At 66.0% G+C, this 24,733-nt stretch carries 20 protein-coding genes; 13 read left to right on the forward strand and 7 right to left on the reverse strand.

Annotated elements, in window-relative coordinates:
• Positions 1-5 precede the first annotated feature (5 nt).
• Entirely contained in the window at positions 6-1,175 is a 1,170-nt protein-coding gene (locus tag FQV39_RS11120) for an ABC transporter ATP-binding protein (RefSeq protein WP_149133786.1), read from the reverse strand.
• 26 nt (positions 1,176-1,201) lie between these two features.
• Positions 1,202-2,314: a polyamine ABC transporter substrate-binding protein gene (locus FQV39_RS11125; RefSeq protein ID WP_282570316.1), complete on the reverse strand. Its 1,113-nt coding sequence runs from the start codon at positions 2,312-2,314 to the stop codon at positions 1,202-1,204.
• Between the two features lie 159 nt (positions 2,315-2,473).
• Between FQV39_RS11125 and FQV39_RS11130 the strand changes: the two genes are divergently transcribed.
• The 3 genes from FQV39_RS11130 to FQV39_RS11140 all read left to right on the forward strand — a co-directional run bounded on the left by FQV39_RS11130 (position 2,474) and on the right by FQV39_RS11140 (position 3,846).
• Positions 2,474-3,238, forward strand: coding sequence for a DUF3750 domain-containing protein (locus FQV39_RS11130; RefSeq protein WP_349238589.1), 765 nt, complete (start codon positions 2,474-2,476; stop codon positions 3,236-3,238).
• 66 nt (positions 3,239-3,304) lie between these two features.
• Entirely contained in the window at positions 3,305-3,526 is a 222-nt protein-coding gene (locus FQV39_RS11135; RefSeq protein ID WP_149130343.1) for an antitoxin MazE family protein, read from the forward strand.
• On the forward strand, positions 3,523-3,846 hold the full coding sequence (locus FQV39_RS11140; RefSeq protein ID WP_149130344.1) for a type II toxin-antitoxin system PemK/MazF family toxin: 324 nt from the start codon (positions 3,523-3,525) through the stop codon (positions 3,844-3,846). Before FQV39_RS11135 ends, FQV39_RS11140 begins: the two co-directional genes overlap by 4 nt.
• 22 nt (positions 3,847-3,868) lie before the next feature.
• On the opposite strand, the gene FQV39_RS11145 is transcribed toward FQV39_RS11140, so the two are convergent.
• Entirely contained in the window at positions 3,869-5,152 is a 1,284-nt protein-coding gene (locus FQV39_RS11145) for a cystathionine gamma-synthase family protein (protein ID WP_149130345.1), read from the reverse strand.
• Positions 5,153-5,297: 145 nt separating this feature from the next.
• Between FQV39_RS11145 and FQV39_RS11150 the strand changes: the two genes are divergently transcribed.
• A complete protein-coding gene (locus FQV39_RS11150; protein WP_149130346.1) occupies positions 5,298-5,756 on the forward strand; it encodes an Lrp/AsnC family transcriptional regulator in 459 nt (152 codons plus the stop codon).
• 12 nt (positions 5,757-5,768) lie between these two features.
• Here FQV39_RS11150 and FQV39_RS11155 read toward each other — a convergent pair whose 3' ends face one another.
• Positions 5,769-6,773: an alpha/beta hydrolase gene (locus FQV39_RS11155; RefSeq protein ID WP_187640246.1), complete on the reverse strand. Its 1,005-nt coding sequence runs from the start codon at positions 6,771-6,773 to the stop codon at positions 5,769-5,771.
• A gap of 396 nt (positions 6,774-7,169) precedes the next feature.
• Positions 7,170-8,318 (reverse strand): alpha/beta hydrolase, encoded by a 1,149-nt coding sequence (locus FQV39_RS11160; RefSeq protein WP_187640247.1) that lies wholly within the window; start codon positions 8,316-8,318, stop codon positions 7,170-7,172.
• A gap of 131 nt (positions 8,319-8,449) precedes the next feature.
• Here FQV39_RS11160 and meaB point away from each other — a divergent pair, with 131 nt between their 5' ends.
• Both meaB and FQV39_RS11170 read left to right on the forward strand, forming a co-directional pair.
• Positions 8,450-9,436 (forward strand): methylmalonyl Co-A mutase-associated GTPase MeaB, encoded by a 987-nt coding sequence (gene meaB / locus FQV39_RS11165; RefSeq protein WP_149130349.1) that lies wholly within the window; start codon positions 8,450-8,452, stop codon positions 9,434-9,436.
• Between the two features lie 255 nt (positions 9,437-9,691).
• Complete coding sequence (locus FQV39_RS11170; protein ID WP_149130350.1) at positions 9,692-11,062, forward strand: TIGR03808 family TAT-translocated repetitive protein; 1,371 nt, start codon at positions 9,692-9,694, stop codon at positions 11,060-11,062.
• Positions 11,063-11,068: 6 nt separating this feature from the next.
• On the opposite strand, the gene FQV39_RS11175 is transcribed toward FQV39_RS11170, so the two are convergent.
• Positions 11,069-12,067 (reverse strand): asparaginase, encoded by a 999-nt coding sequence (locus tag FQV39_RS11175; RefSeq protein ID WP_149130351.1) that lies wholly within the window; start codon positions 12,065-12,067, stop codon positions 11,069-11,071.
• Between the two features lie 136 nt (positions 12,068-12,203).
• Between FQV39_RS11175 and FQV39_RS11180 the strand changes: the two genes are divergently transcribed.
• The 5 genes from FQV39_RS11180 to FQV39_RS11200 all read left to right on the forward strand — a co-directional run bounded on the left by FQV39_RS11180 (position 12,204) and on the right by FQV39_RS11200 (position 19,191).
• Complete coding sequence (locus FQV39_RS11180) at positions 12,204-13,028, forward strand: alpha/beta hydrolase (RefSeq protein ID WP_149130352.1); 825 nt, start codon at positions 12,204-12,206, stop codon at positions 13,026-13,028.
• A gap of 112 nt (positions 13,029-13,140) precedes the next feature.
• Positions 13,141-13,377 carry an Lrp/AsnC ligand binding domain-containing protein gene (locus FQV39_RS11185; RefSeq protein WP_149130353.1) on the forward strand — a complete coding sequence of 79 codons (237 nt, stop codon included), beginning with the start codon at positions 13,141-13,143 and terminating at the stop codon, positions 13,375-13,377.
• A gap of 648 nt (positions 13,378-14,025) precedes the next feature.
• Complete coding sequence (locus FQV39_RS11190; RefSeq protein ID WP_149130354.1) at positions 14,026-16,326, forward strand: NADP-dependent malic enzyme; 2,301 nt, start codon at positions 14,026-14,028, stop codon at positions 16,324-16,326.
• A 140-nt stretch (positions 16,327-16,466) separates the two neighbouring features.
• Positions 16,467-18,068 carry a peptide ABC transporter substrate-binding protein gene (locus FQV39_RS11195; RefSeq protein ID WP_149130355.1) on the forward strand — a complete coding sequence of 534 codons (1,602 nt, stop codon included), beginning with the start codon at positions 16,467-16,469 and terminating at the stop codon, positions 18,066-18,068.
• Positions 18,069-18,333: 265 nt separating this feature from the next.
• Entirely contained in the window at positions 18,334-19,191 is an 858-nt protein-coding gene (locus tag FQV39_RS11200; protein WP_149130356.1) for a D-amino-acid transaminase, read from the forward strand.
• Between the two features lie 115 nt (positions 19,192-19,306).
• Here FQV39_RS11200 and guaD read toward each other — a convergent pair whose 3' ends face one another.
• A complete protein-coding gene (gene guaD, locus FQV39_RS11205) occupies positions 19,307-20,632 on the reverse strand; it encodes a guanine deaminase (protein WP_149130357.1) in 1,326 nt (441 codons plus the stop codon).
• 252 nt (positions 20,633-20,884) lie between these two features.
• On the opposite strand from guaD, the gene xdhA reads away from it, so the two are divergent.
• The gene (gene xdhA / locus FQV39_RS11210; RefSeq protein ID WP_149130358.1) at positions 20,885-22,375 is read left to right on the forward strand and encodes a xanthine dehydrogenase small subunit; all 1,491 of its coding nucleotides are present in this window, start codon (positions 20,885-20,887) and stop codon (positions 22,373-22,375) included.
• Entirely contained in the window at positions 22,368-24,710 is a 2,343-nt protein-coding gene (gene xdhB / locus FQV39_RS11215) for a xanthine dehydrogenase molybdopterin binding subunit (protein ID WP_149130359.1), read from the forward strand. Before xdhA ends, xdhB begins: the two co-directional genes overlap by 8 nt.
• Positions 24,711-24,733 lie beyond the last annotated feature (23 nt).

The raw sequence follows: 24,733 nt of genomic DNA on the forward strand, positions 1-24,733 counted from the left end.
CCCCCTCATGGCGGCAGCACCACGCCGGCCTCGACGTCCCAGGAGAGCCAGACCTTGTCCTCCCAGGCGAAGGGCCGCGCCAGCCGGCGCGTGCGGTTGGCGAGCGCGACCTTGACGAGCTGGCCGCCCTCCCCCTGATCGCCCTCTCCTCCGAGCATCACCTGGATCATGGTGAAGTCGCCGAGATAGCCGATGTCCCAGATCTCGCCCGCGACCTTGTTGACCGCCTGCGGCGGCTCGTCATGGGCGATCTCGATCTTTTCGGGCCTGATGCCGACGAGCAGCGGCTCGCCCGGCTTGAGCGCCGGCGCCTCCTCGTCGAGCTCGACGGTTCCGACGAGCGGCACCTCCGCCCGCACCAGCTCGCCGTCAACGGCGACGATCATGCCCTCGAAGATGTTGATGTCGCCGACGAATTCCGCGACGTGCCGGTTGGCCGGCGCCTCGTAGATCACGTCCGGTGGGCCGATTTGGACGAGCTTGCCGTGATCCATCACCGCCATGCGGTCGGCCATGGTCATCGCCTCGTCCTGGTCGTGGGTCACGACCATGAAGGTGAGGCCGAGCTCGCTCTGCAGGTCCATCAGCTCGAACTGGGTCTGCTCGCGCAGCTTCTTGTCGAGCGCCGCCATCGGCTCGTCGAGCAGGAGCAGCTTTGGCCGTTTAGCGAGCGAGCGCGCCAGCGCGACGCGCTGGCGCTGGCCGCCGGAGAGCTGATGTGGCCTGCGGCCGCCGAAGCCCGACAGCTTGACCAGCGCAAGCATCTCCTCGACGCGCCGGTCAATTTCGGCGCGCGGCAGTCCTTCGCGCTTCAGCCCATAGGCGATGTTGCTCGCTACCGTCAGGTGCGGGAACAGGGCGTAGGACTGGAACATCATATTGACCGGCCGCAGATGCGGCGGAATGCCGGTGATGTCCTGCCCGTCGAGCACGATCGTGCCCGCATCCGGCGTCTCGAAGCCGGCGAGCATGCGCATCAGCGTGGTCTTGCCGCAGCCGGACGGTCCGAGCAGCGCGAAGAACTCGCGCGGGTAGAGCGCAAGCGTGAGATCGCCTACCGCGGTGATGTCGCCGAAGCGCTTGGTCACGCCCCGGAACTCCACCAGTGGCTTCGCCGCAGGGTCGTTCCAGGGCTGGAAAGCCCGGCGCACGCTGCCGGGCGAGGTCTTCTTCATGGGGCTCGCGACCTGTCCGAAGCCGGTCACTTGCCGGTCTTCACACGGGTCCAGAGCCGGTTCACCAGCCGCTGCGCCTTCTGGTCGTAGGGCGTGATCGTATAGAGCCGCCCCATCACCGTGTCCGACGGATAGATGCCGGGATTGTCACGCACCGCGGCCGAGAGCATCGGCTTGGAGGCGAGGTTGCCATTGGCATACTGGATGAAGTCCGAGTTCTTCGCCGCCATCTCCGGCTTGTTGACGAAGTCGATGAACTTCAGCGCCGCGTCGACATTGCCGGCATCCTTCGGGATCACGAAGGAATCGAACCACATCAGCGCGCCTTCCTTCGGGATCGAATAGGCGATCTGGACGCCGTTCTTGGCCTCCTCGGCGCGCTTTTTCGCCTGAAGGATGTCGCCGGAATAGCCGACGGCCAGGCAGATATCGCCGTTCGCCAGCGCGTTGATGTACTCCGAGGAGTGGAACTTCTGGATGTGCGGGCGGATCTTGCGCAGGAGCTCGCCGGCCTTGTTGAGATCGGCCTCGTTTTTCGAATCCGGATCGAGCCCGAGATAGCGCAGCGCCGCCGGGAACATCTCCTCGACCGCATCGAGCACGTGCACGCCGCAGTTGGAGAACTTCTTGAGCTGTTCGGGCTCGAAGACGATCTTCCAGCTGTCGATCACAGCGTCGGGGCCGAGTCGCTCCTTGATCTTGGCGGTGTTGTAACCGATCCCCGTGGTGCCCCACATGTAGTTCACGGCGTATTTGTTGCCGGGATCATATTTGGACAGCCGGGTCTGGATCTCCGGCCAGAGGTTCTTGAGGTTCGGCGCCTTGTCCTTGTCGACCGGTTGGTAGAGGCCGAGCGGGATATGGCGTGGCAGGAAGGAGGCGGTGACGACGATCAGGTCGTAACCGGTCTTGCCGGCCAGAAGCTTGGTCTCCACCGTCTCCATCTGGTCGAAGGTGTCGTAGACGACGGTGATGCCGGTTTCCTTCTTGAAGGCGTCGAGCACCTCCGGGTCGACATAATCAGACCAGTTGAAGATGCGCAGCTGCTTGTCCTGCGCGGCCGCCGGCGCGGCGAGAAGTCCCAGTCCGACCGCACAGGCCGCAATGGCCTCGGCCAGTCGCTTCACAGTCCCACCCAATCTGCCCCTCCATCAAGCTCAGGCGCGCGCACGCTACCAGCTTTCCCCCCCGCATCAACCGGCATCAGGCGCGACCGGATGCCCGCGCACAGCCAAGGGTTGCTGGAAGCCCCTGCTGCTTGTCCGCGCCGGCTGACGCAAGCGTGATCGGCGGTGTTCTTGCCGGTTCGCACGGTCCTGCACATACCGTGCCGGATGCGCCGTTTCCTGCTGTTCTTCGCGCTCGCCTTCCTGTTGCCGCTTGCAAGCCATGCGGGCTGGTGGATCTGGCAGACGCATGCGCCGGACTGGCGCCGTGCCGACTGGACGAGCGCACAGCTCCTGCCGGCCGCCGCGGTCGAGCCCGAAGCGACGGTGCATCTGTTCGCCGCGCGGGTCGGGCGCTGGCGCGGCATCTTCGCGCATCATTCCTGGATCGTGGTGAAGGAGCGCGGCGCCAGCGCCTATACGCGCTTCGACGTGGTCGGCTGGGGCACGCCGCTCAGGGTCAACCACCGCGAGGCGGACGGACGCTGGTTCGGCAACATGCCGGAACTGGTGACCGAGATCAGGGGCGAGGCTGCCGAGCGGCTGATCCCGCGCATTCGCGCAGCTGTGGCGAGCTACGCCTATTCCACCCCCGGCAGCTACCTCGCCTGGCCGGGACCGAATTCGAACAGCTTCGTCCAGCACATCCTGTCGGAGGCGCCGGAACTCAGGCAGGCGCTGCCGCCGACCGCCATCGGCAAGGATTGGCGCGCCGACGGGCTCTTCGCCGGCCTCACCGCCAGCCGCACCGGCATCCAGGCCTCGGTCTACGGGCTCGCCGGCATCACGGTGGGCTGGGTCGAGGGCGTCGAGGTAAACATCCTCGGCCTCGTCGCCGGGCTCGACCTGCGCAGCCCGGCGCTGAAACTGCCGGGCTGGGGGCGGATCGGGGTCTGAGTCGCCCGCAGACCTTGAAGAACGCCGGCATAATCGTTACATGTAACACTCCGTGGAGTGACCGACATGCCCACTTCGACTGCCAGACGCGTTCAGAAGCGCCGCGACGCCCTGCGAGCGGCCGGGCTACGGCCGGTGCAGATCTGGGTTCCCGACACGCGACGGGCCGGCTTCATTGAAGAGTGCCGCCGTCAGGCACGCCTCGTCGCTGTCAGCGACAGCGCCGATCGAGAGCTGGACACATTCCTCGACGCTGCTCTGGAAGATCTGGACCGCGCTCCTGAATGAAGCGCGGCGATCTCGTCACGGTCGCGATCGCCGGAGACTTCGGCAAGCCCCGCCCTGCCCTGATCATTCAGGCTGATCCGTTCGAGCTGACGGCGACGGTCACCGTGCTGCTGATCTCCAGCAATCTCGTCGACGCGCCATTGATCAGGCTGACGGTCAAGCCCGACGCTGCGAACGGGCTGCGCCTTGCGTCCCAGATCATGATCGACAAGGCGATGACTGTGCGTCGGGACCGGATCGGCCAGGTTTTTGGCCGGCTCGATCCCGAAACGATGATCGCGGTGAACCGCTCGCTGGCGCTGTTCCTCGGCCTCGGCTGACACCGGCGCCGCGACGGCGGCCTCACACCGCCTCAAAGGCCTGCGCCAGATCCGAGATCAGATCCTCGATGTTCTCGATGCCGACCGAGATGCGGATCAGCGCATCTGTCAGGCCGATCTCCTCGCGCAGCTCCCTGGCGACGCCGGAATGGGTCATCGCGGCCGGGTGCGAGACCAGCGTCTCGGTACCGCCGAGGCTGACGGCGAGCTTCATGATCTGGAGATTGTCAAGCAGCGCGAAGGCTTCCCTCTCGCCACCCTTGACGTCGAAGGCGAAAGTCGAGCCGGCGGCGCTGCACTGCTGGTCGAAGACCGCCTTGCGCGGATCGCTATCCTTGAGGCTGCCGAGATAATGCACCTTCGCCACCTTCGGGTGGTTTTCGAGGTATTCCGCCACCAGCTTCGCGTTCTCGTTGGCGCGGCTCATGCGGATGTCGAGCGTCTCCAGTGAGCGCATCAGCATCCAGCAGGAGTTCGGGTCTGCTTGCGTGCCGAGCGAACCGCGCCAGGCCTTCACCTGCCGCACCAGCGCCTCGGAACCGCTGATCGAGCCGCCGACGAGGTCGGAATGGCCGCCGACATATTTGGTCAGCGACAGCAGGGTGAGGTCGGCGCCGAGCTTGAGCGGCTTCTGGTATTTCGGGCCGAGCAGCGTGTTGTCGACAACGACGGGCGGGCGATGCCCCTGCGACTTCTCCAGCTCGTCGGCGATCGCCTTGCAGGCAGCGAGATCGACGAGGCCATTGGTCGGGTTGGCCGGCGTCTCGACCAGGATCATGGCGACGCGGCCCTTGGCGGCCGCCGCCTTGGCGACCTCCCGCATCTGCGCGACGTCGAGCCCGTCGGTGAAGCCGAAGGGCGTGATGCCGAAGGCGCCCATCTGGTTCTTGAGCAGGGTCTCGGTGCCGCCATAGAGCGGGCGGGAGTGGAGGATCGTGTCGCCCGGCCTCAGGAAGGCGAAGCAGGTCGTGGCGATCGCCGCCATTCCGGAGGCAAAGACGGCGCATTTCTCAGCTTCGTCCCAGATCGCCAGGCGATCCTCAAGGATCTCCATGTTGGGATGATTGAAGCGTGAATAGACCAGCCCAGGCTTTTCGCCGGGCTTCGGCTGGCGCCGCCCCGAGGTGAAGTCGAAGAAGTCCTTGCCCTGCTGGGCGTTCTCGAAAACGAAGGTCGAGGTCAGGAAGACCGGTGGCTTGAGCGAGCCTTCCGACATGGCCGGCGAATAGCCGAAGCCCATCATCAGCGTCTCCGGATGGAGCCGGCGATTGGCGATCCGGTCCTTGTGATAGCTGTCCTCGCTCATGGGCTGTCTCCCTGTTTCCGGCGGCGCCGCTGAATCCCTGCCGTTCAGAATAATCTCATGGCAGCGCCATTGCTTGGTCGATGAAGCTCAACATAAACTCGCAATTGCAGCTTCCTGCTCAAAAACCTGTACAACGGAGCATATCATGCTCGATACGATCGATCGTCGGATTCTCTCGGTGCTCCGCGAGGATGGGCGGATCACCAATCAGGATCTTTCACAGCGTGTCGGCCTGTCGCCGACACCTTGCCTGCGCCGCCTCAAGAGGCTCGAAGAAACCGGCGTCATCCAGGGCTACACGGCAGTCGTCGATCCCAAGGCCTATGGCCTGCCCTTCAGCGTCTTTGTCTCCGTGCGTCTCACCCAGCAGAACCAGGAGCAGATCGCCGAGTTCGAGAAGGCCGTGGAAAGCTGGAGCGAGGTCGCCGAATGCTACCTCATGACCGGCTCGCAGGACTATCTGCTACGCGTCGTCACCGACGGCATCGAAGGCTATGAGCGCTTTCTCAAACAGAAGGCGACGCGGCTGAAATGCATCCAATCGGTCGAATCCAACTTCGCGCTGGCGACGATCAAGAAGCGTTCCGGCCTGCCGCCGATCTAGGGTCTGACCTCGTCAGACGCCGCGATCCATGGCGCGCCGAACGACCTGGGTGACCTCGCTGTTCGACAGGAACAGATCGTGGCGCAGCATGCTCCAGCCGCGGCCTGAAGTATCCGCGACACGCACGCCCAGCGCATCGAGGCGCGAGCGGTCGGCCGCGCCGGCGCGCGCGACGCCGCCGGCGATGCGCGCCGAGACCGCCAGGGCCCGGTCACCCGGATCGATGATCACGGTCATGCGCTGCGCCAGCGGGCCGAGCTTCTTCACCGTCTGCTCGAAGGCGTCGATGTCGACATCGGGCGAGGCCAGCACGACGGAGCCAATCCGGGCATAGACGTCCTGGGAATCGCGCAATTCGCGCAGCCCCTCAAGGGTGAGGAAGGTTCCCATCGAGTGTGCGACGATGTGGATGCGCCCGATAGTGGGATTGCCGACAAGCGCCTGCAGGGTCTGGGCGAATCCGTCGCGTGACCAGAGCGCGCTCTCGCGATCATAGGCATAGTCGAAGAGCTTGCCGCCGGACGGCCAGGTGAACAGCGCGGTGCGCCCCTGAAACTCGAGCGAATGCGAGAGCTGGCCGGCGCTGCGAGCCGCCGATTCGAAGGTCTCGTTGAAGCCGTGGACATAGAGCAGCACGTCACGGCCATTGGCAGCGTCAGAGAAGGCGCGCGGGGCGTCATTGGTGACCTCGCGACCGACGCCGAGCACGGCCCAGTCGCCGCTGACGGCAGAGGAGACACGCCCCGAGATGCCCCTTCCCGGCGGCGACAGGCGCACCTCGGCGAAGGTGAGCGGCCCGCGATCGGTGCCGAAATAGGGCGCGGCATTGCCGACCGACCTGCGCGTCGTCATCACCAGCAACCGCGGATCCTTGCCGAGCGCCGAGGCATCCGCGCGCTCCGGCTCGGCGAAAGGCGAAACGCTCGCTTCGCTCTGGGCGCAGGCGGCGAGCCCGAGCGGCAGCAACGCTGCCAGCGCGAGCGAACGGCATGAAAAGTCGCGCCTCGTGACAGGCATGGTGGCAGGCATCCAAGATCGATCGTGAGAGGCCAAATGGCCAACCGGCCCTTAAGGGCAGGCTAACGCGGCCAGAATGGGGCAGCCCTGCGGCCTAGAGGCTGTTATGACCCCTGGAAGTGATTTGACGCCGGCGATTTTGCGCGAATGCCAGGAGTTCGAGGACGCAAACCTTTCGGTTTGCTACGAAGAACGACACAGCAGTCGCGCAAAAGCGCCGCGCCCTGCGGGTGAGGTGAAAACCGCAGAGCTGCAGCGTCGCACCGCTTGCCGATACGGGCGTATCGGCCGCGCGATGCTCCTCCCATCTCTGCGGTTTTGACCTCATCAAATCACTCCCAGGGGTCATAACAGCCTCTAGCTGCGCGGATCGCCGGCCGTTGCAGCGATGTGACATCATCGACCGCCGGACAGGATCGTCACCGGCGCGGTCACGACCAGTCCGACGGTCGACCCCACGGTGCCGACGACGCCGCCGGCGATGTCGCCGAGCCGGTCGCCGAATTGCGGCCCGGCGAAACCGATGCCTCGATCCTGCCGTAGCCTTTCGCCGATAAGCTGCACGACCTTGGGCGATGAGGCGAACTTGTCGTGGCTCAGGCTGTCGCCAGACGCGACCGCCGAGATGTCGATGATCCGCACGTCGAGCTTCTGCAGTTCGGCAATGATCTCGGTATCCTTCGCGGAGACGGCACCGAGCCTGGTCTTGTCGCCCGCGAAGCGGCGCGAGAAGTCGAGCGCCTTGTCGTCGGACGAGACGAAAACGGTGATCGGCCGCCGGATCTGGGCCATCTGCGTCTTGAAGACATCGAGATCGACATCAGGCGCGGCGAGCATGACGTCGCGCAGCTTGCCGCCAAAAGTCCCATCGCCGCGGATCGCGGCCTGGCGCAGCGTCTCCAGCGTCAGCAGTGTGCCCATGGAGTGCGCGAGGATATCCATGCGCGAGGAGCCGAGATCGCGCGCAATGCCACGCAGATTGGCCTCGAGGAAATCGCGCGAATAGTAGGCGCTCTCGCGGTCATAGGGATAGGCGAGGAGTTCGCCGCGCGAGGGCCAGGAAAACAGCACCGGCACGCCCTTGAAGCCGGAATCATAGACGATCTGGGCGAAGCGATAGACCGCATCAGCGAAGTTCGTGTTGTAGCCGTGGACGAAGACGAGCACGTCGCGCTGATTGGCCGGACGGCGCTGGAGCTCCTTGCGTACGTCCGAGATCACGGGCGCGAGGTCGAGCCGCTGGACATAGGTCGCAGTGAAATGCTTCGCCGGATCGCCCGGCCCCGAGCTCGGCAGCTCGAGATTGCCGGGCTTGTGGCTGCGAGGCACGGTGATGTCGAGCCGGGCAAAGGAGAGCTTGGTCGCACGCTCGCCACTGAAATAGACCGGCTGCGCCGAGGGCTCGCGCGTCGTCGCGACATAGATCTCGACGGTGCCGGCAATATCGGCGGACGGTGCCTGTGTGAGTTCCAGCGTGCGCGGCGTGGCGCAGGCTGTGAGGGCCAACGGCAGCAACAACGCCAACACGACGGCACGAAACCGCATCACCACTCCAGTCATCGCCAAGTCGTCTCATCCAAAGCCAAAATCTTCAAGGTGCATGCATGACACAGTGATGAAGCAAGTGATGTGCGGGATACCTTGTCGGCCTCGTCAGCGGCTTGCTAACTGACGGCATGGCCAACCGTATCTCTCCTGCCGACTCGCTCGGCGACGCGCTCCTCGCTGGCGAACGTGCTGCGCTCGCCCGCGCGATCACGCTGGCGGAATCGCGCCGCGCCGACCATCGCGAACAGGCCCGGGCGCTGATCCAGAGGCTGCTGCCCCATACCGGCCGCGCCATCCGCGTCGGCATCACCGGCGTGCCGGGCGTCGGCAAATCGACGACGATCGACGCACTCGGCAGCTACCTCACGGCTAAGGGCCACAAGGTCGCCGTGCTCGCGGTCGATCCCTCCTCGACCCGTACCGGCGGCTCGATCCTCGGCGACAAGACACGGATGGCGCGCCTCTCCGTCGACCCGAACGCCTATATCCGCCCCTCGCCGTCTTCCGGCACGCTCGGCGGCGTCGCGGCCAAGACGCGCGAAACGATGCTGCTCTGCGAGGCCGCTGGTTTCGACGTCATCCTGGTCGAAACGGTGGGTGTCGGGCAGTCGGAAACGGCCGTCGCCGATCTCACTGATTTCTTCCTCGTGCTGATGCTGCCCAATGCCGGCGACGAGTTGCAGGGCATCAAGAAGGGCATCATCGAGCTCGCCGACATGATCGCGGTCAACAAGGCCGACGGCGCCGGTGCGACAGCGGCCCGTGCGGCGGCGGCACAGTACAGGGCCGCGCTCCATATCCTCGCGCCTACGTCGACGCTCTGGAGTACGCCCGTGGTGACGATCTCGGGGCTGACCGGCGAAGGGCTCGACGCGCTCTGGGCAAAGATCGAGGATTACCGCGCCCGCTTCGAGGCCAAGGGCCTGATCGCCGAGAAGCGCCGGCGCCAGGACGTCAAGTGGATGTGGGCGCTGGTGCAGGATCGGCTGCAGGCCAAGCTCAGGCACGACCCCACGCTGAAGGCTCGCACGCCGGAGCTGGAAGCCGCCGTCTCATCTGGCAAGCTCGCCCCGACGCTCGCCGCCGAGGAGATCGCGCGAGCGCTCGGGCTCTAGCTGGATTTTCATGGAAACGGTCCCGTCATTCCGGACAAGCCGCGACAGCGGCGCCGATCCGGAATCCATCATAGGGCACAGCGCTCGACGATGGATTCCGGGGCAAGCCCGGAATGACGGCGCGTTTCCGGGAAAAGTCAGCGGGCTCTAGCCGGCGCAGGCCGTATCTCACGTGTTCGCCGCGGCGACGGTTCCAAATCGGGACAGCGGGACTGGCACGGCGCTTGATCGCGGCGGGACCGAAGAGGAGGTTCCATGGTGCTTTCGCGGCGCGGTTTCCTGATAGCTGGCCTGATCGGCCCGGCGGGGTTTCACCTGCCGGCCAATGCGCAATCGGCGTCGCCGCCTCGCGGCCCACTCGGTCATCTCGGTCTGGACGCCAGCCTGTTCGGGCTGCGGCCAGGCGCGTCGGAGGACCAGTCGCAGCGGTTCCAGGCGGCGCTGAGCGAAGCCGCGAAGCGCAACGCACCGCTCTTGGTGCCACCTGGGCGCTATCGTCTCGGCTCCGTCCAGCTGCCGGACGGCACGAGTATCGTTGGTGTGCCGGGTGAGACCCGCCTCGTGACCGCGAGCGGCGGCCCGCTGCTTGTCGCCAATAACATCGCCCGCGCAAATCTGACCGGCCTTGCCTTCGACGGGCTCGACATCCCCTCGCCCCAGCGCGGCGGCCTAGTGACTGGCAACAATATCGGCGCGATCACCATTTCTGATTGCGACTTCGCCAAGGCCGGCTCGGTCGGGCTGGTGCTCAACCGCTGCGGCGGACGCATCACCATGAGCCGCTTCCGCGGCATGTGCGATTCGGCCCTGTTCTCGCTCGACTCAGGCGGCCTCGTCATCGAACAGAACGATGTCGAGGAATGCGGCAACAACGGCATCCAGATCTGGCGGAGCCAGCCCGGCGACGACCGCTCGATCGTGCGCGGCAATCGCGTCAGCCGCATTCGCGCCGACGCCGGCGGCGACGGGCCGAACGGCAACGGCATCAGTCTCTACCGGGCCGGCGGCGTGATCATCGAGGGCAATCAGCTGCGCGACTGCGCCATGACCTTCATCCGCAACAATTCCGGCTCCGGCGTGCAGATCCTCGGCAACCAGGGCCGCCGCTGCGGCGAAGCGGCGCTCTACGCCGAATTCGCCTTCGAGGGCACGATCATGGCGAATAATCTGGTCGAGGACTGCGCGCAGGGCGCCAACATCACCAATCTCGACCATGGCGGGCGCATCGCGGTCTTCGCCAACAACATCATCCGCAATGCCCGACGCGCCATCGCGCCGAATGGCAAGCAACCGGTCGGCGGCATCGGTGTCCATGTCGAGGCCGAAGCGGCGGTCACCGGCAACGTCATCGAGAATGCGAGCGAGATCGGCATCTCGCTCGGCTGGTCCTGGGGGATGCGCAATCTCGTGGCGACCGGCAATGTCGTGCGCAAGACCGGCATCGGCATCGCGGTCTCGCTGGTGCCGAAGGAGCGCAACGCCCTGATCGCCAACAACCTCATCGACGCGGCGCGCGACGGCGCCATCGTCGGCACGGAATACGGCAAGCCGGTCACCGGCGATCTGGCCAAGGCGCCTGACGCGAAGGCGTCAGGCATCAGGATCGAGAACAACGCGGTGCATTGACCTGCTTCAGGCAGCCGGGGCGCGGATCCGCCCGACCTCGATGCCGTTCCAGTTCTTCAGCACGGTCTCGCGCAACGGCGCGAAGGCGGTCTGCGTCGCCTCGTCCATCGGCAGGAAGCGGGCGATCAACGCACCGAGCGCGACTTCCGCGGCGCGGCCAGCGCCGTCATCGCATTTCAGCGCGATGCCGTAGCCGAGCTCCGGCAACGCGGCGCAGTAGACGCCCTCAGCCCCGGTCTTGGTGAAAGCGCGCGCGCCCAGCAGTTCCATCAGCCGCGTGTCGTAACGATCGGTGCCGGCCACCATGAAGGGGTGGGCTGCAGCGGCGGCGAGGATGCGTGCGGCGGCCTTGGCTCGCTCGGGGCCGAAGCTGCGGCCAGTGCCGAAACGCGCGAAGCCGTGCGCCAGCGCCTTGAGCGGCACGGCGTAGGAGGGAATCGAGCAGCCGTCTATGCCCATGCGGTCGCTGGAATGCTCGGCGCCGGTCACCTCTTCAAGGGCGCCGCGCACCGCCCGCTGGACGGCATGACCCTGCTTCACATAGCCGGCAGGATCCTCGTCCAGGCTGCAGGAGAGGCAGACGAAGCCGGCATGCTTGCCGGAGCAGTTGTTGTTGAGCGCGCTCGGCTCGGCGCCTGATTTCGCCAGGGCACGCGCCGCGGCCTCGCCCATCGGCCAATGCGCGCCGCATTCCAGGCAACCGGCGTCGCGGCCCGCCTTCTTCAGCATCGCGAGCGAGGTCTCGGCATGCAGCGGTTCGCCGGAATGGGACGATACGGCCAGCGCGATCTCTGCCTCCGTCAGGCCGTAACGGTCGGCCGCACCGCTTTCCAGCAGAGGCAGGGCCTGGATCGCTTTCACCGCCGAACGTGGGAAAACCGGCCGCTCGATGTCTCCCGCCGCGAAGACGACGCCGCCATCGGCATCGATGACGATCGCAGACCCCCGATGACGCGACTCGACGACGTTGCCGCGCGTGACTTCGGCGAGGACGGGGTTTTCCATGGCGACCTCCAGATTCCGCTTGCTGCGGATTGCCGCTTTTGGCGCCGGCCGCGTCCCCTGTCAAAAGCGCTGGCGGAAACCGCAAACGGCTGCCACCGTAGGCCCATCAGCCGTGCCTTCTCCGAGCAGGATACCGATGTCGCCGGACTACGAGACCGAATACAACAACCGCGCCCGCGTGCCGGAACACCCCGGCATCATCGCCGGCTGGCAGACGGACGCCGCCGCTTATCGCGCAACCGCACTGTGCGAGCTCGGCGTCTCCTATGGCGAAGGCGAGCGGCAGCTCTACGACCTGTTCAAGCCGGAAACGATCCTCGGCAATGCGCTCGTCATGTTCATCCACGGCGGCTACTGGCAGGCGCTCGACCGCAGCTTCTTCTCACACATGGCCCGCGGGCTGAACCAGCTCGGGCTGCCCGTCGCCGTCGTCGGCTACGATCTCTGCCCGCAAGTCCATCTCGGCCATATCGTCTGGGAGTTGCAGCAGGCTGCGGCGGCACTCTGGCGGCGCTTCAACCTGCCGGTCATCGCGACCGGCCACTCCGCCGGCGGGCACCTCAGCGCCTGCACGCTGGCCACCGACTGGAAGAATGTCGCTGCCGACTTGCCCGAGCACCTCGTGCCGGCGGCCTATGGCATCTCCGGCCTCTACAATCTGAAGCCACTGACCGAGACGAGCATCAACACGGCGCTCGGCCTCAGCATGGAAGCGGCAGAGCTCGAAAGCCCGCTGTTCTGGTCGGCGCCATCGCGGCTGACGATGGACGCCGTGGTCGGGGGAGAGGAGAGCGCCGAATACCACAAGCAGAGCCGCCGGCTCGTCGATGTCTGGGGGCTGGAAGGCGTGACGACGCGCTATGAGGAGATCCCCGGCGCCAACCATTTCACGGTCATCACCGGGCTGACGGACCCGGACAATGCGATGACCCGGCGCATCGCGACGCTCGCGGGCGCTTGATCTCACCGCATCGAGGATCGCCTCTGTTTCGGCATCGGCTTCGTCCGAAAACCGCATTTCACTTTTCGGGCCGATGCCTTATCCAGACCGCATCAGAGTTTCGGAGCGCGCAATGCAGACCTTCTTCGTCGAGATCAAATGCAAACTCGGCAAGACCTATGAGGTCGCCAGCGAGCTGGCCGATCGCGAGATCGCTTCCGAGATCTACTCGACCGCCGGCAACTACGACATCCTCGCCAAGTTCCACGTCAGCGCGGATGTCGATATCGGCCATTTCGTCGCGCAGAAGGTGCAGTCGATCCCCGAGATCGCCGACACGCACACCATCATCACCTTCAAGGCGTTCTAAGTCGCTTCTCCGGTCGCCTCCGTCGCAAGCGGAAACCGTCATTGCGAGGAGCGAAGCGACGAAGCAATCCAGGGGGACTGGGCTGAAGCGTTCTACCCAGTCCCCCTGGATTGCTTCGCTGCGCTCGCAATGACGAAACCCGGTCGCCGCGCCAGAAGGCAATCGTCGCATCGAGGCGGCGGGTACCGCTGAGATTTTGACTCAACACGCTTGTTCTTCGCTTTCAGGAACCGATTCTCGAATTGCGCCAACGGGTTGTCGTCTCTGGCTCACAAGGCGGTTCACCTCGTTTACAGATTGATTCAATCGGCCGCAGCCCAATCTTCACGCGCGCTGCGGTGGCCGAAGCATCAGGGCCATTGGGTGAACAATCTGCCCGGGTCGCGGCATGAGCGCTTCTCCTCCCCCTTTGTGGGGAGGAGAGAGAGGTGGGGGTCGAGCGACCGGGTGAGCGCTCATTCGCCGGCCGCTCACCAAGCGGCGCCACCCCCATCCCCCTCCCTTCCCCACAAGGGGGAAGGGAGGCGCTTGGCGCCGTCGACATCGGGAGACTTCACCCGATTGCCCTGGCGGCAGCAGCCTTCCGACTTGACGCCGCATAGCCTTTCGCGCGACCAGCATTCTTCGGACTGCAGGGACCACGGCGCCATGAAAAGCACGCTTTCCTCCGATCTGCGCTCGGGCGCGCTCGTCTATCACCGCCAGCCCCGGCCCGGTAAGCTGGAGATCCAGGCGACCAAGCCGCTCGGCAACCAGCGCGACCTGGCGCTGGCCTACTCGCCCGGCGTCGCCGCCGCCTGCGAGGCCATCGTCGACGACCCGTCGGAAGCCGCCGAGCTCACCTCCCGCCAGAACCTCGTCGCCGTCATCACCAACGGCACGGCCGTGCTCGGCCTCGGCGATATCGGCCCGCTGGCCTCCAAGCCGGTGATGGAAGGCAAGGCGGTCCTCTTCAAGAAGTTCGCCGGCATCGACTGCTTCGACATCGAGGTCGAGCAGAAGAACATCGAGAAATTCGTCGAGGTCGTCGCGGCGCTGGAGCCGACCTTCGGCGGCATCAACCTCGAGGATATCAAGGGGCCGGAGTGCTTCGAGATCGAGGAGCAGCTCAAGGCCCGGATGAAGATCCCGGTCTTCCACGACGACCAGCACGGCACGGCGATCATCGTCGGCGCGGCCGTCCTCAACGGGCTTGACCTCGCCGCCAAGAAGATCGCCGACGTCAAGATCGTCGTCTCGGGCGCGGGCGCCGCGGCGCTGGCCTGCCTCAACCTGCTCGTCGAGCTCGGCGCGCAGCGCAAGAACATCTGGGTCACCGACCTCGACGGCGTGGTCTACAAGGGCCGCAACACGCTGATGGACCGCTGGAAGGAGGTCTACGCCCAGGAAACCGACGCCCGGACCCTTGCCGAAGTGATCGGCGGCGCCGACGTCTTCCTCGGCCTTTCAGCCGCCGGCGTGCTCAAGCCAGAGATGGCCAAGCAGATGGCGCCGAAGCCGCTGATCCTGGCGCTCGCCAACCCCAACCCGGAAATCACGCCGGAGGACGCGCTCGCCGTGCGCCCGGACGCGATGATCTGCACCGGCCGCTCGGATTATCCGAACCAGGTCAACAACGTCCTCTGCTTCCCCTACATCTTCCGCGGCGCGCTCGACGTGCAGGCGACGACGATCAACGAGGCGATGAAGCTCGCCGCGGTGCGCGCCATCGCCGCGCTCGCCCGCGAGGCAACCTCCGACATCGCGGCGCGCGCCTATGGCGGCGAAGCCTCGACCTTCGGCGCGACCTCGCTGATTCCCAATCCCTTCGACCCGCGCCTGATCATGCGCATCGCACCGGCCGTGGCGGAGGCGGCCATGGCGACCGGTGTCGCCCGCAAGCCGCTGGTCGATATCGAGGCCTATCGCGAGCAGCTCTCGCGCTTCGTCTTCCGCTCCGGTTTCCTGATGAAGCCCCTGTTCCAGCAGGCCAAGGCCGATCCCAAGCGCGTCATCTACGCCGAGGGCGAGGATGAGCGCGTCTTGCGCGCCGCCCAGGTCGCGCTGGAGGAAGGCCTCGCCGTGCCGATCCTGATCGGCCGCCCGAGCGTGATCGAAACCCGCATCCAGCGCTTCGGCCTGTCGCTGAAGCCCGGCGTCGATTTCCAGGTGGTCAACCCCGAGGACGACCCGCGCTACCGCGACTACGTCCAGACCTATCTCGATATCGCCGGCCGGCGCGGCATCACGCCCGAGGCGGCGCGCGCGCTGGTGCGCACCAACAACACGGTGATCGCTGCGCTCGCCGTGGCGCGCGGCGACGCGGATGCGATGATCTCCGGCCTTGAGGGCCGTTTCATGTCGCGCCTGCGGCACATCAAGGACATCATCGGACTGGCGCCGGGCGTCTGCGACATCGCGGCGATGACGCTGATCATCACCAACAAGGGTGCCTTCTTCCTCTCCGACACCCATGTGAAGCACGATCCGAGCGCCGAGGAGATCGCGGACATGACCGTGCTCGCCGCAAACCATGTCCAGCGCTTCGGCATCGAGCCCAAGATCGCCCTGCTCTCGCATTCGGACTTCGGCGCGGCCGATACGCCCTCCTCGCTCAAGATGCGCAAGGCGCTGAAGCTGATCCGCGAGCGCGCGCCGCATCTGGAGTGCGACGGCGAGATGGAGGCGGATACGGCGCTGATGCCGATGATCCGCGAGCGCGTCCTGCCCTCCTCGACGCTGAAGGACATGGCGAACGTCCTGATCTTCCCGAATCTCGACGCCGCCAACATCTCCTACCAGTTCGCGAAAGTGATGGCGGATGCGCTGCCCGTCGGGCCGATCCTGATCGGCACCGCCAAGCCCGCGCATATCCTCACCGGCTCGGTGACGGCCCGCGGCGTGGTCAACATGACCGCGGTCGCAGTGGTCGAGGCGCAGGAGAGCGCGGCGGCAGCAGCCAGCCGCTGAGCCTGTAACCAGCTCCTGACAGGCCAGGCAGGAAAACCGCGGCTCCGCCGCCGTTTTCCTGCTTGGCAGACTCACTCAGGCAGGTTCTACTTCCTCTGTCGGGCATCGCTCGCAACGACGCCTGAGCAAGGGAGGTTGCCATGCTCGACGTCACGCGCCGCACCGCACCTCTGGCATTCGCCGCCATCCTGGCGGCGACCCGTGCTGATGCGGTCCAGGGCCGGATCGTCTTCCACCGGGGCAATGACGGCGATCCGGAAACGCTCGATCCGCACAAGACCTCGACAGTCGCCGAAGCCCATCTGCTGCGAGACCTGCGCGAAGGCCTCGTCATTCACAACACGAAGGGAGAGGTCGTCCCCGGCGTCGCCGAAAGCTGGACCATGAGCCCGAACGGCAAGCTCTGGCGCTTCACCCTGCGCGCCAATGCGAAATGGTCCAATGGCGACCCGGTTCGTGCCGCCGACTTCGTCTATTCCTTCCGGCGTATCATCAATCCGGAAACCGGCGCCAGATACGCCAATCTGCTCTATCCGATCCGCAATGCCGAGCCGATCCACAAAGCGACGGCCGGCTCGACCCTCGACGATCTCGGCGTCGTGGCTTCCGGCGATCGGACGCTGGAGATCACGCTCGAACGGCCGACGCCCTATCTGCTCGAACTGCTCACGCACCAGAGCGCCCTGCCCGTCCATCCCGCCAGCACGGCCAAGGCGGCGCAGGAGCCGAGGCGTCCGGAAAACTGGATCACCAACGGCGCCTATCTGCTGAAGGAGTTCGCACCGAACTCGCATATCCGCCTCGATCGGAACCCGCATTTCCACGACGCCGCCAATGTGAAGATCGACACGGTGGTCTTCTATCCAGCCCCCGATCTCGTGGCGGCGGCCCGGCGCTTCCAGGCCGGCGAGCTGCACCTCACGACCGACATCCCGGCCGACCAGTTCAAGCAGCTGCGCCAGAAGCTCGGCGATCAGGTCCGGATCGGCCCCTATCTCGCGACCTATTTCCTGATCCTCAACAGCGCCAAACCGCCTTTCGACGATGCACGCGTGCGCCGCGCGCTCTCGCTGCAAATTGACCGCGAGTTCATCGCCGACCGGATCTGGGGCGGGACAATGCTGCCGGCCTACGGCGTGGTGCCTCCCCATATCGGCAACTATGGCGAGCGAGCCGAGCTCGATTTCCGATACAATTCGGTGCTCGAGCGGGAGGAGGAGGCCAAGCGCCTGCTCGCCTCGGCCGGCTTCGGCAATCGCATTCCGCTTCGGATCGAATTCCGCTTCAACACCACCGACAACAACCGCCACACCGCCGAGGCGATCGCCGAACAATGGCACGCCATCGGGGTGGAGACCCGCTTCGTCGAGACCGACTTCCGCACGCACTTCGCCTATCTGCGCGAAGGCGGGGATTTCGACGTGGCGCGCTATGGCTGGATCGGCGACTACTCCGATCCGCAGAACTTCCTGTTCCTCTTCCAGAGCGACAACGCCGGCTTCAACATCGGCAAGTACAGCAACCCGCAATTCGACGCGCTGATGAAGCTCGCTGCCGATGAACTCGACATAGCCAAGCGCGCCGTCATCCTGCGCGAGGCCGACAGCATCGTCATCACCGAAGAGCCCTGGATTCCAGTGCTGCACTATTCGACGAAGAATCTCGTCTCGCCGAAGCTCACCGGCTTCGAATCGAACCTGCGCGGCGCCATCCCGACACGTTTCCTGAGCCTGCAGGCGTGACTGTGCGATTTCCGGTGAAAGGCACCGTCATCCCGGACAAGCCGCGAAGCGGCGCCGATCCGGGATCCATCGAAGAGCTCCGGCGCACTATGATGGATCCCGGGTCAAGCCCGGGATGACGTGTCCGGTTTCCACGACCAAATAGTTGGCGCACGGTTTCGCCTTGCAAGCAACGCCGGGCGGCTGCCCGACCTTGATGCTCGCAAGCGCTGCAAAGCTTCGCTAGGAAGGGCGCGTCCCTTTCCCACCCAGCGGGTCCGCAGCGATGAGCCGTATCGTCTATGTCAATGGCGCCTATCTTCCCGAGGAAGAGGCGAAGATTTCCGTTTTCGATCGCGGCTTCATCTTCGGCGACGGCATTTACGAAGTCTCGGCGGTGATCGGCGGCAAGCTCGTCGATTGCGAGGCGCATCTCGCCCGCCTCGAACGCTCCTGCGGCGAGATCCGGCTTAGCCTCTCCTGGTCGAAGGCCGAGCTCGTCGCGATCCATGAGGAGCTGATCAAGCGCAACAACCTCGACGAAGGCGGCATCTACCTGCAAGTCTCGCGCGGCGCCGCCGATCGCGATTTCCCGTTCCCGAAGGACGTCGCGCCCACCCTGGTGATGTTCACCCAGGCCCGCAACTTCGTGAATGCGCCTGCGGCGAAGACCGGCATCAAGGTCATCTCGACACCGGACCTGCGCTGGGCCCGCCGCGATATCAAGAGCGTGAACCTCCTCGCCCCCGTGCTCGCCAAGCAGTTCGCGCTGGAAAGCGGCGCGCAGGAGGCCTGGCTGGTCGAGGACGGCGTGGTGACGGAGGGCGCCTCCTCCACCGCCTGGATCGTCAAGGGCAAGACGCTGATCTCGCGCCCACTCTCGAACAAGGTGCTGCCCGGCATCACCCGCAAGGCCGTCCTCGCCTATCTGGCGGAGACGGGTTTCTCCTTCGAGGAGCGCGAATTCACGCTGGAAGAGGCGCTCGACGCCGAGGAGGCCTTCATCACCTCTGCGACCAGCCTCGTCATGCCGGTGACCTCGATCGATGGCCACACCATCCACAACGGCGCGCCCGGCCCGACCGCATTGCGCCTGCGCGAGATCTATATCGCCTATGCCCGCAAGGGCGGCGTTCTGGGCTGATCTGCCTTCATGCCGCGTCATGCTTGCCCTTGTGGCGAGCATCCGCGTCTTGAACACCGCATTTGCGGAAGGAAGACGTGGATGGTCGGGACAAGCCCGACCATGACGGATGGCGCTACGCGCCGCCCGAGAATGACGGCGTGCCAGCCAGCTCCCCCATCACATAGGTCGCGGCGACATTGCGGTCGTCGCCGAGCGTGACGAGCACGAACAGCTCCTCCGCCAGATCGCGCACTGTCTCCATGCGATGCGCCATTGCCCGCGTCGCCCCGGTATCGAGCACGACGACATCCGCCTCCCGGCCGGGCTCGAAGCTCCCGATGAGGTGATTGAGGCCGAGCGCTAAGGCATTGCCGCGCGTGATCGCGTGCAGCGCCGCGAAGGCCGAAAGCGACTGCCCCTGCAACTGCAGCACCTTGTAGGCTTCGGCCATGGTCCGCAGCATCGAGTAGGAGGTGCCGCCGCCGATATCGGTCGCGACAGCGACCTTCACGCCGCGCTGCCGGGCGTGGGCCCAGTCGAACAGGCCGGAGCCGAGGAACAGGTTCGAGGTCGGGCAGAACACGGCGACCGCGCCGGTCTCGGCGAAGGCCTGCCACTCATTGTGGGTCATGTGGATGCAGTGGCCCATCAGGCTCTTGGGCCCAAGCAGCCCATAGCCCCGGTAGATGTCGGCATAGTCAGCCGCCTGCGGATAGAGCTCGCGGGCCAAGGCGATCTCGGCCCGGTTCTCGTCGATATGGGTCTGGACGTGGCAGTCGGGATGCTCGGCCGCCAGCCGCCCGGCCGCCACCATCTGCTCGGGCGTCGAGGTGATCGCGAAACGCGGCGTGACGGCATAGAGCTGGCGGCCCTTGCCGTGCCAGCGCGCGATCAGTGCCTTCGAATCGCGGTAGCCGCTCTCCGCCGTGTCGGTCAGGGCCTCCGGCGCATTGCGGTCCATCATCACCTTGCCGGCGATCATGCGGGTGTTGCGGCGCTCCGATTCCGTGAAGAAGGCCTCGGCCGATTGCGGGTGGACAGAGCAATAGACCGCGGCCGTGGTGGTGCCGTTGGCCAGCAGCTCGTCAAGGAAAAAGCGCGAAAGCTTCTCGGCATGGCCCTGCTGCGCGAGCTTTTGCTCCTCGACGAAGGTGTATTTGTTCAGCCACTCCATCAGCTGCGCGCCATAGGAGGCGATGACCTGGGTCTGCGGCATGTGGATATGGGCGTCGATGAAGCCCGGCATGATCAGATGCGGACGGTGGTCGACGATCTCGGCATCGGCCGGCAGCGTCCGCAGCAGCTCCTTCGCCTCGCCCGCCGCCTGGACCAGCCCATTCTCGACAACCAGCAGACCGTCCGCGACATAGCGATGCGCGACCTCACCTGCGGTCTCAGGATCATCGACGAACCAGAGCAGGCGGCCGCGTAGGGCACGCAGGGCAGTGGATGCAGTCACAGCGGGCAGCTCCGGCACAATTCCACATCACATCTGCACCAAATCGAAGCTTCCGGCCAAGCGCGGATCATGCCTAATCTGGAGGCATGAAGTCATACATTGCCCGGCCGTGGTCATCCCGGACGCAGCGAAGCGGAGATTTGGGATCCATGCCTGAACCTCTTTCGGCTTCGCTCCGGCATGGATCCCGGGTCTCCCTGCGGTCGCCCGGGATGACCCGCGCGCAGTTGAGTTGCGATGGAGACTCGCCGCATGCGTGAGACGTTGCGCTTCCTGCTCGGCGACAGGCTGGTCGAACTCGACCGCTGCGACCCGACCCTGACCGTGCTCGACTGGCTGCGCCTCGACCAGCGCATGACCGGCACGAAGGAGGGCTGCGCCGAGGGCGATTGCGGCGCCTGCACCGTCGTGGTCGGTCGGCTCGACCGTGGCAGCCTGCGCTACGAGGCGATCAACGCCTGCATCCGCTTCCTGCCAACGCTGGACGGCTGCCAGCTCCTCACCGTCGAGCATCTGAAGGGCGCGGATGGCGGCCTCCACCCGGTCCAGCAGGCGATGGTGGAATGCCATGGCTCGCAATGCGGCTTCTGCACGCCGGGCTTCGTGATGTCGCTCTTTGCGCTCAGGCTCAACGAGGCCGAGCCCGATGTCCGACGTATCGAGGATGCGCTGGCCGGAAATCTCTGTCGCTGCACCGGCTACGAGCCGATCATCGCCGCCGGCCGCCGCATGGACGAGATCGCGCCGCGCGAGGCGGATCGCTTCTTCCAGAAGCGCGAGGCCGTGGCGAACAGACTCACCGCGCTGAACGATACCGAGACGCTGGCCCTGCAAGGCGAAAGCGGTCGCTTCTACGCACCCGCGACGATCGAGGCATTGGCCGAACTCGTCGCCGCGCATCCGCAGGCGACGCTGGTGGCGGGCGCGACCGATGTCGGCCTCTGGGTCACCAAGGCGATGAAGCGGCTCGATCCGGTGATCTATCTCGGGCGGGTCGAGGCGCTGCACGCCATCACCGACGAGGGCGATCATCTGCGCTTCGGCGCAATGGCGAGCCTTATCGATGTCCGCGAAGCGCTGGCCGCCCTTTCACGGCAGCTCGACGAGCTGATGCGCCGCTTTGGCGGCGAGCAGGTGCGCAATGCCGGCACGATCGGCGGCAACATCGCCAATGGCTCGCCGATCGGCGACCTGCCGCCGGGCCTGATCGCGCTCGATGCGACCCTGGTGCTGGCACGACGCACCGAAAGCGGAATTAGGCGCCGCGCCATCCCGATCGAAAGCTTCTTCCTCGACTATCGCAAGCAGGACCGGCGCCACGGCGAATTCGTCGAGGCCGCGCTGGTGCCGAAGCTCGCGCGCGGCGTGCTCTTCCACGCCTCCAAAGTCTCCAAGCGTTTCGACGAAGATATTTCCGCCGTCTGCGGCTCCTTCCTGCTGCGGCTCAGCTCCGATGGCCTGATCTACGAGGCTCGCCTCGCCTATGGCGGCATGGCCGGCATCCCGAAGCGCGCGGCGGCAGCCGAAGCTGCTCTGGTCGGCCGTCTTTGGAACGAGGAGACCGTCACCGCCGCAATCGCCGCGCTGCCGCTGGACTTCACGCCGCTCGACGATATGCGCGCCTCGGCGCATTATCGGCTGACAATCGCCGGCAACCTGCTGCGGCGTTTCCTGATCGAGACGACGCAGCCCGACGCGAAAACGCGGGTCGCCGGCCTGCTGGCGGAGGCCGCTCATGGCTGACGCACGTCGCAAGCTCGATATCGGACTGGAGAGCGGCCCCGTCGGCAGCGCCCGCATTCATGACTCCGCGCCCAAGCATGTCGCGGGCGAAGCGCTCTATATCGACGACATCGCCGAACCGGCCGGGCTGCTGCACGCTTATCTCGGCACAAGCGCGATCGCCCATGGCCGGCTGCGCTCGCTCGATCTCGGAGCGGTCAGGTCTGCGCCAGGCGTCGTCACCGTGCTGACGGCGGCGGATATCCCCGGCGCCAACGACATCTCCTCGACGCATCTGCATGACGAGCCCGTCTTCGCGACCGAGCGCATCCTGTTCCACGGCCAGCCGCTCTTCGCCGTGGTGGCTGAAACCCGCGAGCAGGCGCGGCACGCCGCGACGCTGGCGAAGGCGGATTATGCCGAGGAAGCCCCGCTGATCGACATCGCCGCCGCGCGCGAAGCCGGAGGCAAGCTCGTCACCGCGCCGCTCAAGTTGGAGCGCGGTGACGTCGCGGCGGCCATGGCCGCGAGCTCGCGCCAGCTGAAGGGCTCGATGGCGATCGGCGGGCAGGAGCATTTCTATCTCGAAGGACAGGTCGCGCTGGCGATCCCCGGCGAGGACGAGGATATGGCGGTGCTGGTCTCGACCCAGCATCCGAGCGAGGTCCAGCACATGGTCGCGGCCGTGCTCGGCGTCGGCTCGCACGCTGTCACGGTCGAGGTCCGGCGCATGGGCGGCGGCTTCGGCGGCAAGGAGACGCAGGCCAATCTCTTCGCCTGCGTCGCAGCGCTCTGCGCCCGCAAGCTGAAGCGGCCGGTCAAGCTCCGGCCCGACCGCGACGACGACATGGCGATCACCGGCAAGCGCCACGATTTCGTCTGCGACTACGAGATCGGCTTCGATGACGAAGGCCGCATCCATGCGGTCGACGCCGTCTATGCGGCGCGCTGCGGCTGGAACGCCGACCTCTCCGGTCCGGTGACCGACCGCGCCCTCTTCCACATGGACAATTGCTATTTCTACCCGGCGGTGCGCGCCCGCTCCGAGCCCCTCTTCACCCATACCTGCTCGAACACCGCCTTCCGCGGCTTCGGCGGGCCGCAGGGTATGGTCGGCGCCGAACGCTTCATCGAGGAGGTTGCCTACGCCACCGGGCTCGACCCGCTGGAGGTGCGCAGGCGCAACCTCTACGGCGCAGCCGATCGCAACGTCACGCCCTATCACCAGACGGTCGAGGACAATATCGCGGCCGAGGTCATCGCCGAGCTGGAACAGTGCTGCGACTATCAGGCGCGCAAGGCGGCAATCCGCGAGGCCAATGCCGGGAACCCCATCGTCAAGCGCGGGATCGCGCTGACGCCGGTGAAGTTCGGCATCTCCTTCACCGCGACCTGGTTCAACCAGGCCGGGGCGCTGGTGCATGTCTATACCGACGGCACGGTCGCGCTGAACCATGGCGGCACCGAGATGGGGCAAGGACTCTACGTCAAGGTGGCGCAGGTGGTGGCGCAGGCCTTCGGCATCGAGCTCGACCAGATCAAGATCACCGCGACGACCACCGGCAAGGTGCCGAACACCTCGGCCACCGCCGCCTCTTCCGGCTCCGATCTCAACGGCATGGCGGCGCTCGACGCCTGCGAGACGATCAAGAAGCGGCTCACTGCCTTCGCCGCGAAGCACTGGCAGGAACGGCCCGAGGACGTCGCCTTCCTGCCCGGGCTCGTGAAGGTCGGCGCCCGCGAGATCACCTTCAAGGAACTGGTCGCCGCCGCCTATATGGCGCGCACCCAGCTTTCGGCGACGGGCTTCTACGCGACGCCAAAAATCCATTGGGACCGCAAGGCCGGGCGCGGCCACCCGTTCTATTATTTCGCCTATGGCGCGGCAGCGGCCGAGGTCGCGATCGACACGCTGACCGGCGAATACAAGGTCGAGCGCGTCGATATCCTCCACGACTGCGGGCAGTCGCTGAACCCGGCGATCGACAAGGGCCAGATCGAGGGTGGCTTCGTACAGGGCGTGGGCTGGCTGACGACGGAAGAGCTGGTCTGGGACAAGAAGGGGCGGCTGTGGACCCACGCACCCTCGACCTACAAGATCCCTGTCGCCTCCGACCGGCCGCGCATATTCAACGTCCATCTCCTGGAGAATGCGCCGAACCGCGAGCCGACGATCCACCGCTCCAAGGCCGTCGGCGAGCCGCCGCTGATGCTGGCGATTTCGGTCCTGCACGCGCTGTCGGATGCCGTGGCGAGCGTCGGCGATTACCGGATCTGCCCGCGCCTCGATGCCCCGGCGACGCCGGAGCGTGTGCTGGATGCGGTGGAGCGCGTCAGAGCGGAGGCGGCGCGATGAGAGGTGTCAAAGCCCCTGTCCAA

The sequence above is a fragment of the Bosea sp. F3-2 genome (assembly GCF_008253865.1).
In the GTDB taxonomy this organism is placed as follows: domain Bacteria; phylum Pseudomonadota; class Alphaproteobacteria; order Rhizobiales; family Beijerinckiaceae; genus Allobosea.

What these genes read in the sequence shown, in the direction of transcription:
- FQV39_RS11145 (WP_149130345.1), bottom strand. Translation starts at nt 5,152, where the DNA reads ATGAGCGAGGACAGCTATCACAAGGACCGGATCGCCAATCGCCGGCTC.
- FQV39_RS11135 (WP_149130343.1), top strand. Translation starts at nt 3,305, where the DNA reads ATGCCCACTTCGACTGCCAGACGCGTTCAGAAGCGCCGCGACGCCCTG.
- FQV39_RS11200 (WP_149130356.1), top strand. Translation starts at nt 18,334, where the DNA reads ATGAGCCGTATCGTCTATGTCAATGGCGCCTATCTTCCCGAGGAAGAG.
- FQV39_RS11170 (WP_149130350.1), top strand. Translation starts at nt 9,692, where the DNA reads ATGGTGCTTTCGCGGCGCGGTTTCCTGATAGCTGGCCTGATCGGCCCG.
- xdhB (WP_149130359.1), top strand. Translation starts at nt 22,368, where the DNA reads ATGGCTGACGCACGTCGCAAGCTCGATATCGGACTGGAGAGCGGCCCC.
- FQV39_RS11195 (WP_149130355.1), top strand. Translation starts at nt 16,467, where the DNA reads ATGCTCGACGTCACGCGCCGCACCGCACCTCTGGCATTCGCCGCCATC.
- FQV39_RS11120 (WP_149133786.1), bottom strand. Translation starts at nt 1,175, where the DNA reads ATGAAGAAGACCTCGCCCGGCAGCGTGCGCCGGGCTTTCCAGCCCTGG.
- FQV39_RS11160 (WP_187640247.1), bottom strand. Translation starts at nt 8,318, where the DNA reads ATGCGGTTTCGTGCCGTCGTGTTGGCGTTGTTGCTGCCGTTGGCCCTC.
- FQV39_RS11155 (WP_187640246.1), bottom strand. Translation starts at nt 6,773, where the DNA reads ATGCCTGTCACGAGGCGCGACTTTTCATGCCGTTCGCTCGCGCTGGCA.
- FQV39_RS11190 (WP_149130354.1), top strand. Translation starts at nt 14,026, where the DNA reads ATGAAAAGCACGCTTTCCTCCGATCTGCGCTCGGGCGCGCTCGTCTAT.
- FQV39_RS11140 (WP_149130344.1), top strand. Translation starts at nt 3,523, where the DNA reads ATGAAGCGCGGCGATCTCGTCACGGTCGCGATCGCCGGAGACTTCGGC.
- FQV39_RS11185 (WP_149130353.1), top strand. Translation starts at nt 13,141, where the DNA reads ATGCAGACCTTCTTCGTCGAGATCAAATGCAAACTCGGCAAGACCTAT.
- xdhA (WP_149130358.1), top strand. Translation starts at nt 20,885, where the DNA reads ATGCGTGAGACGTTGCGCTTCCTGCTCGGCGACAGGCTGGTCGAACTC.
- FQV39_RS11175 (WP_149130351.1), bottom strand. Translation starts at nt 12,067, where the DNA reads ATGGAAAACCCCGTCCTCGCCGAAGTCACGCGCGGCAACGTCGTCGAG.
- meaB (WP_149130349.1), top strand. Translation starts at nt 8,450, where the DNA reads ATGGCCAACCGTATCTCTCCTGCCGACTCGCTCGGCGACGCGCTCCTC.
- FQV39_RS11180 (WP_149130352.1), top strand. Translation starts at nt 12,204, where the DNA reads ATGTCGCCGGACTACGAGACCGAATACAACAACCGCGCCCGCGTGCCG.
- FQV39_RS11150 (WP_149130346.1), top strand. Translation starts at nt 5,298, where the DNA reads ATGCTCGATACGATCGATCGTCGGATTCTCTCGGTGCTCCGCGAGGAT.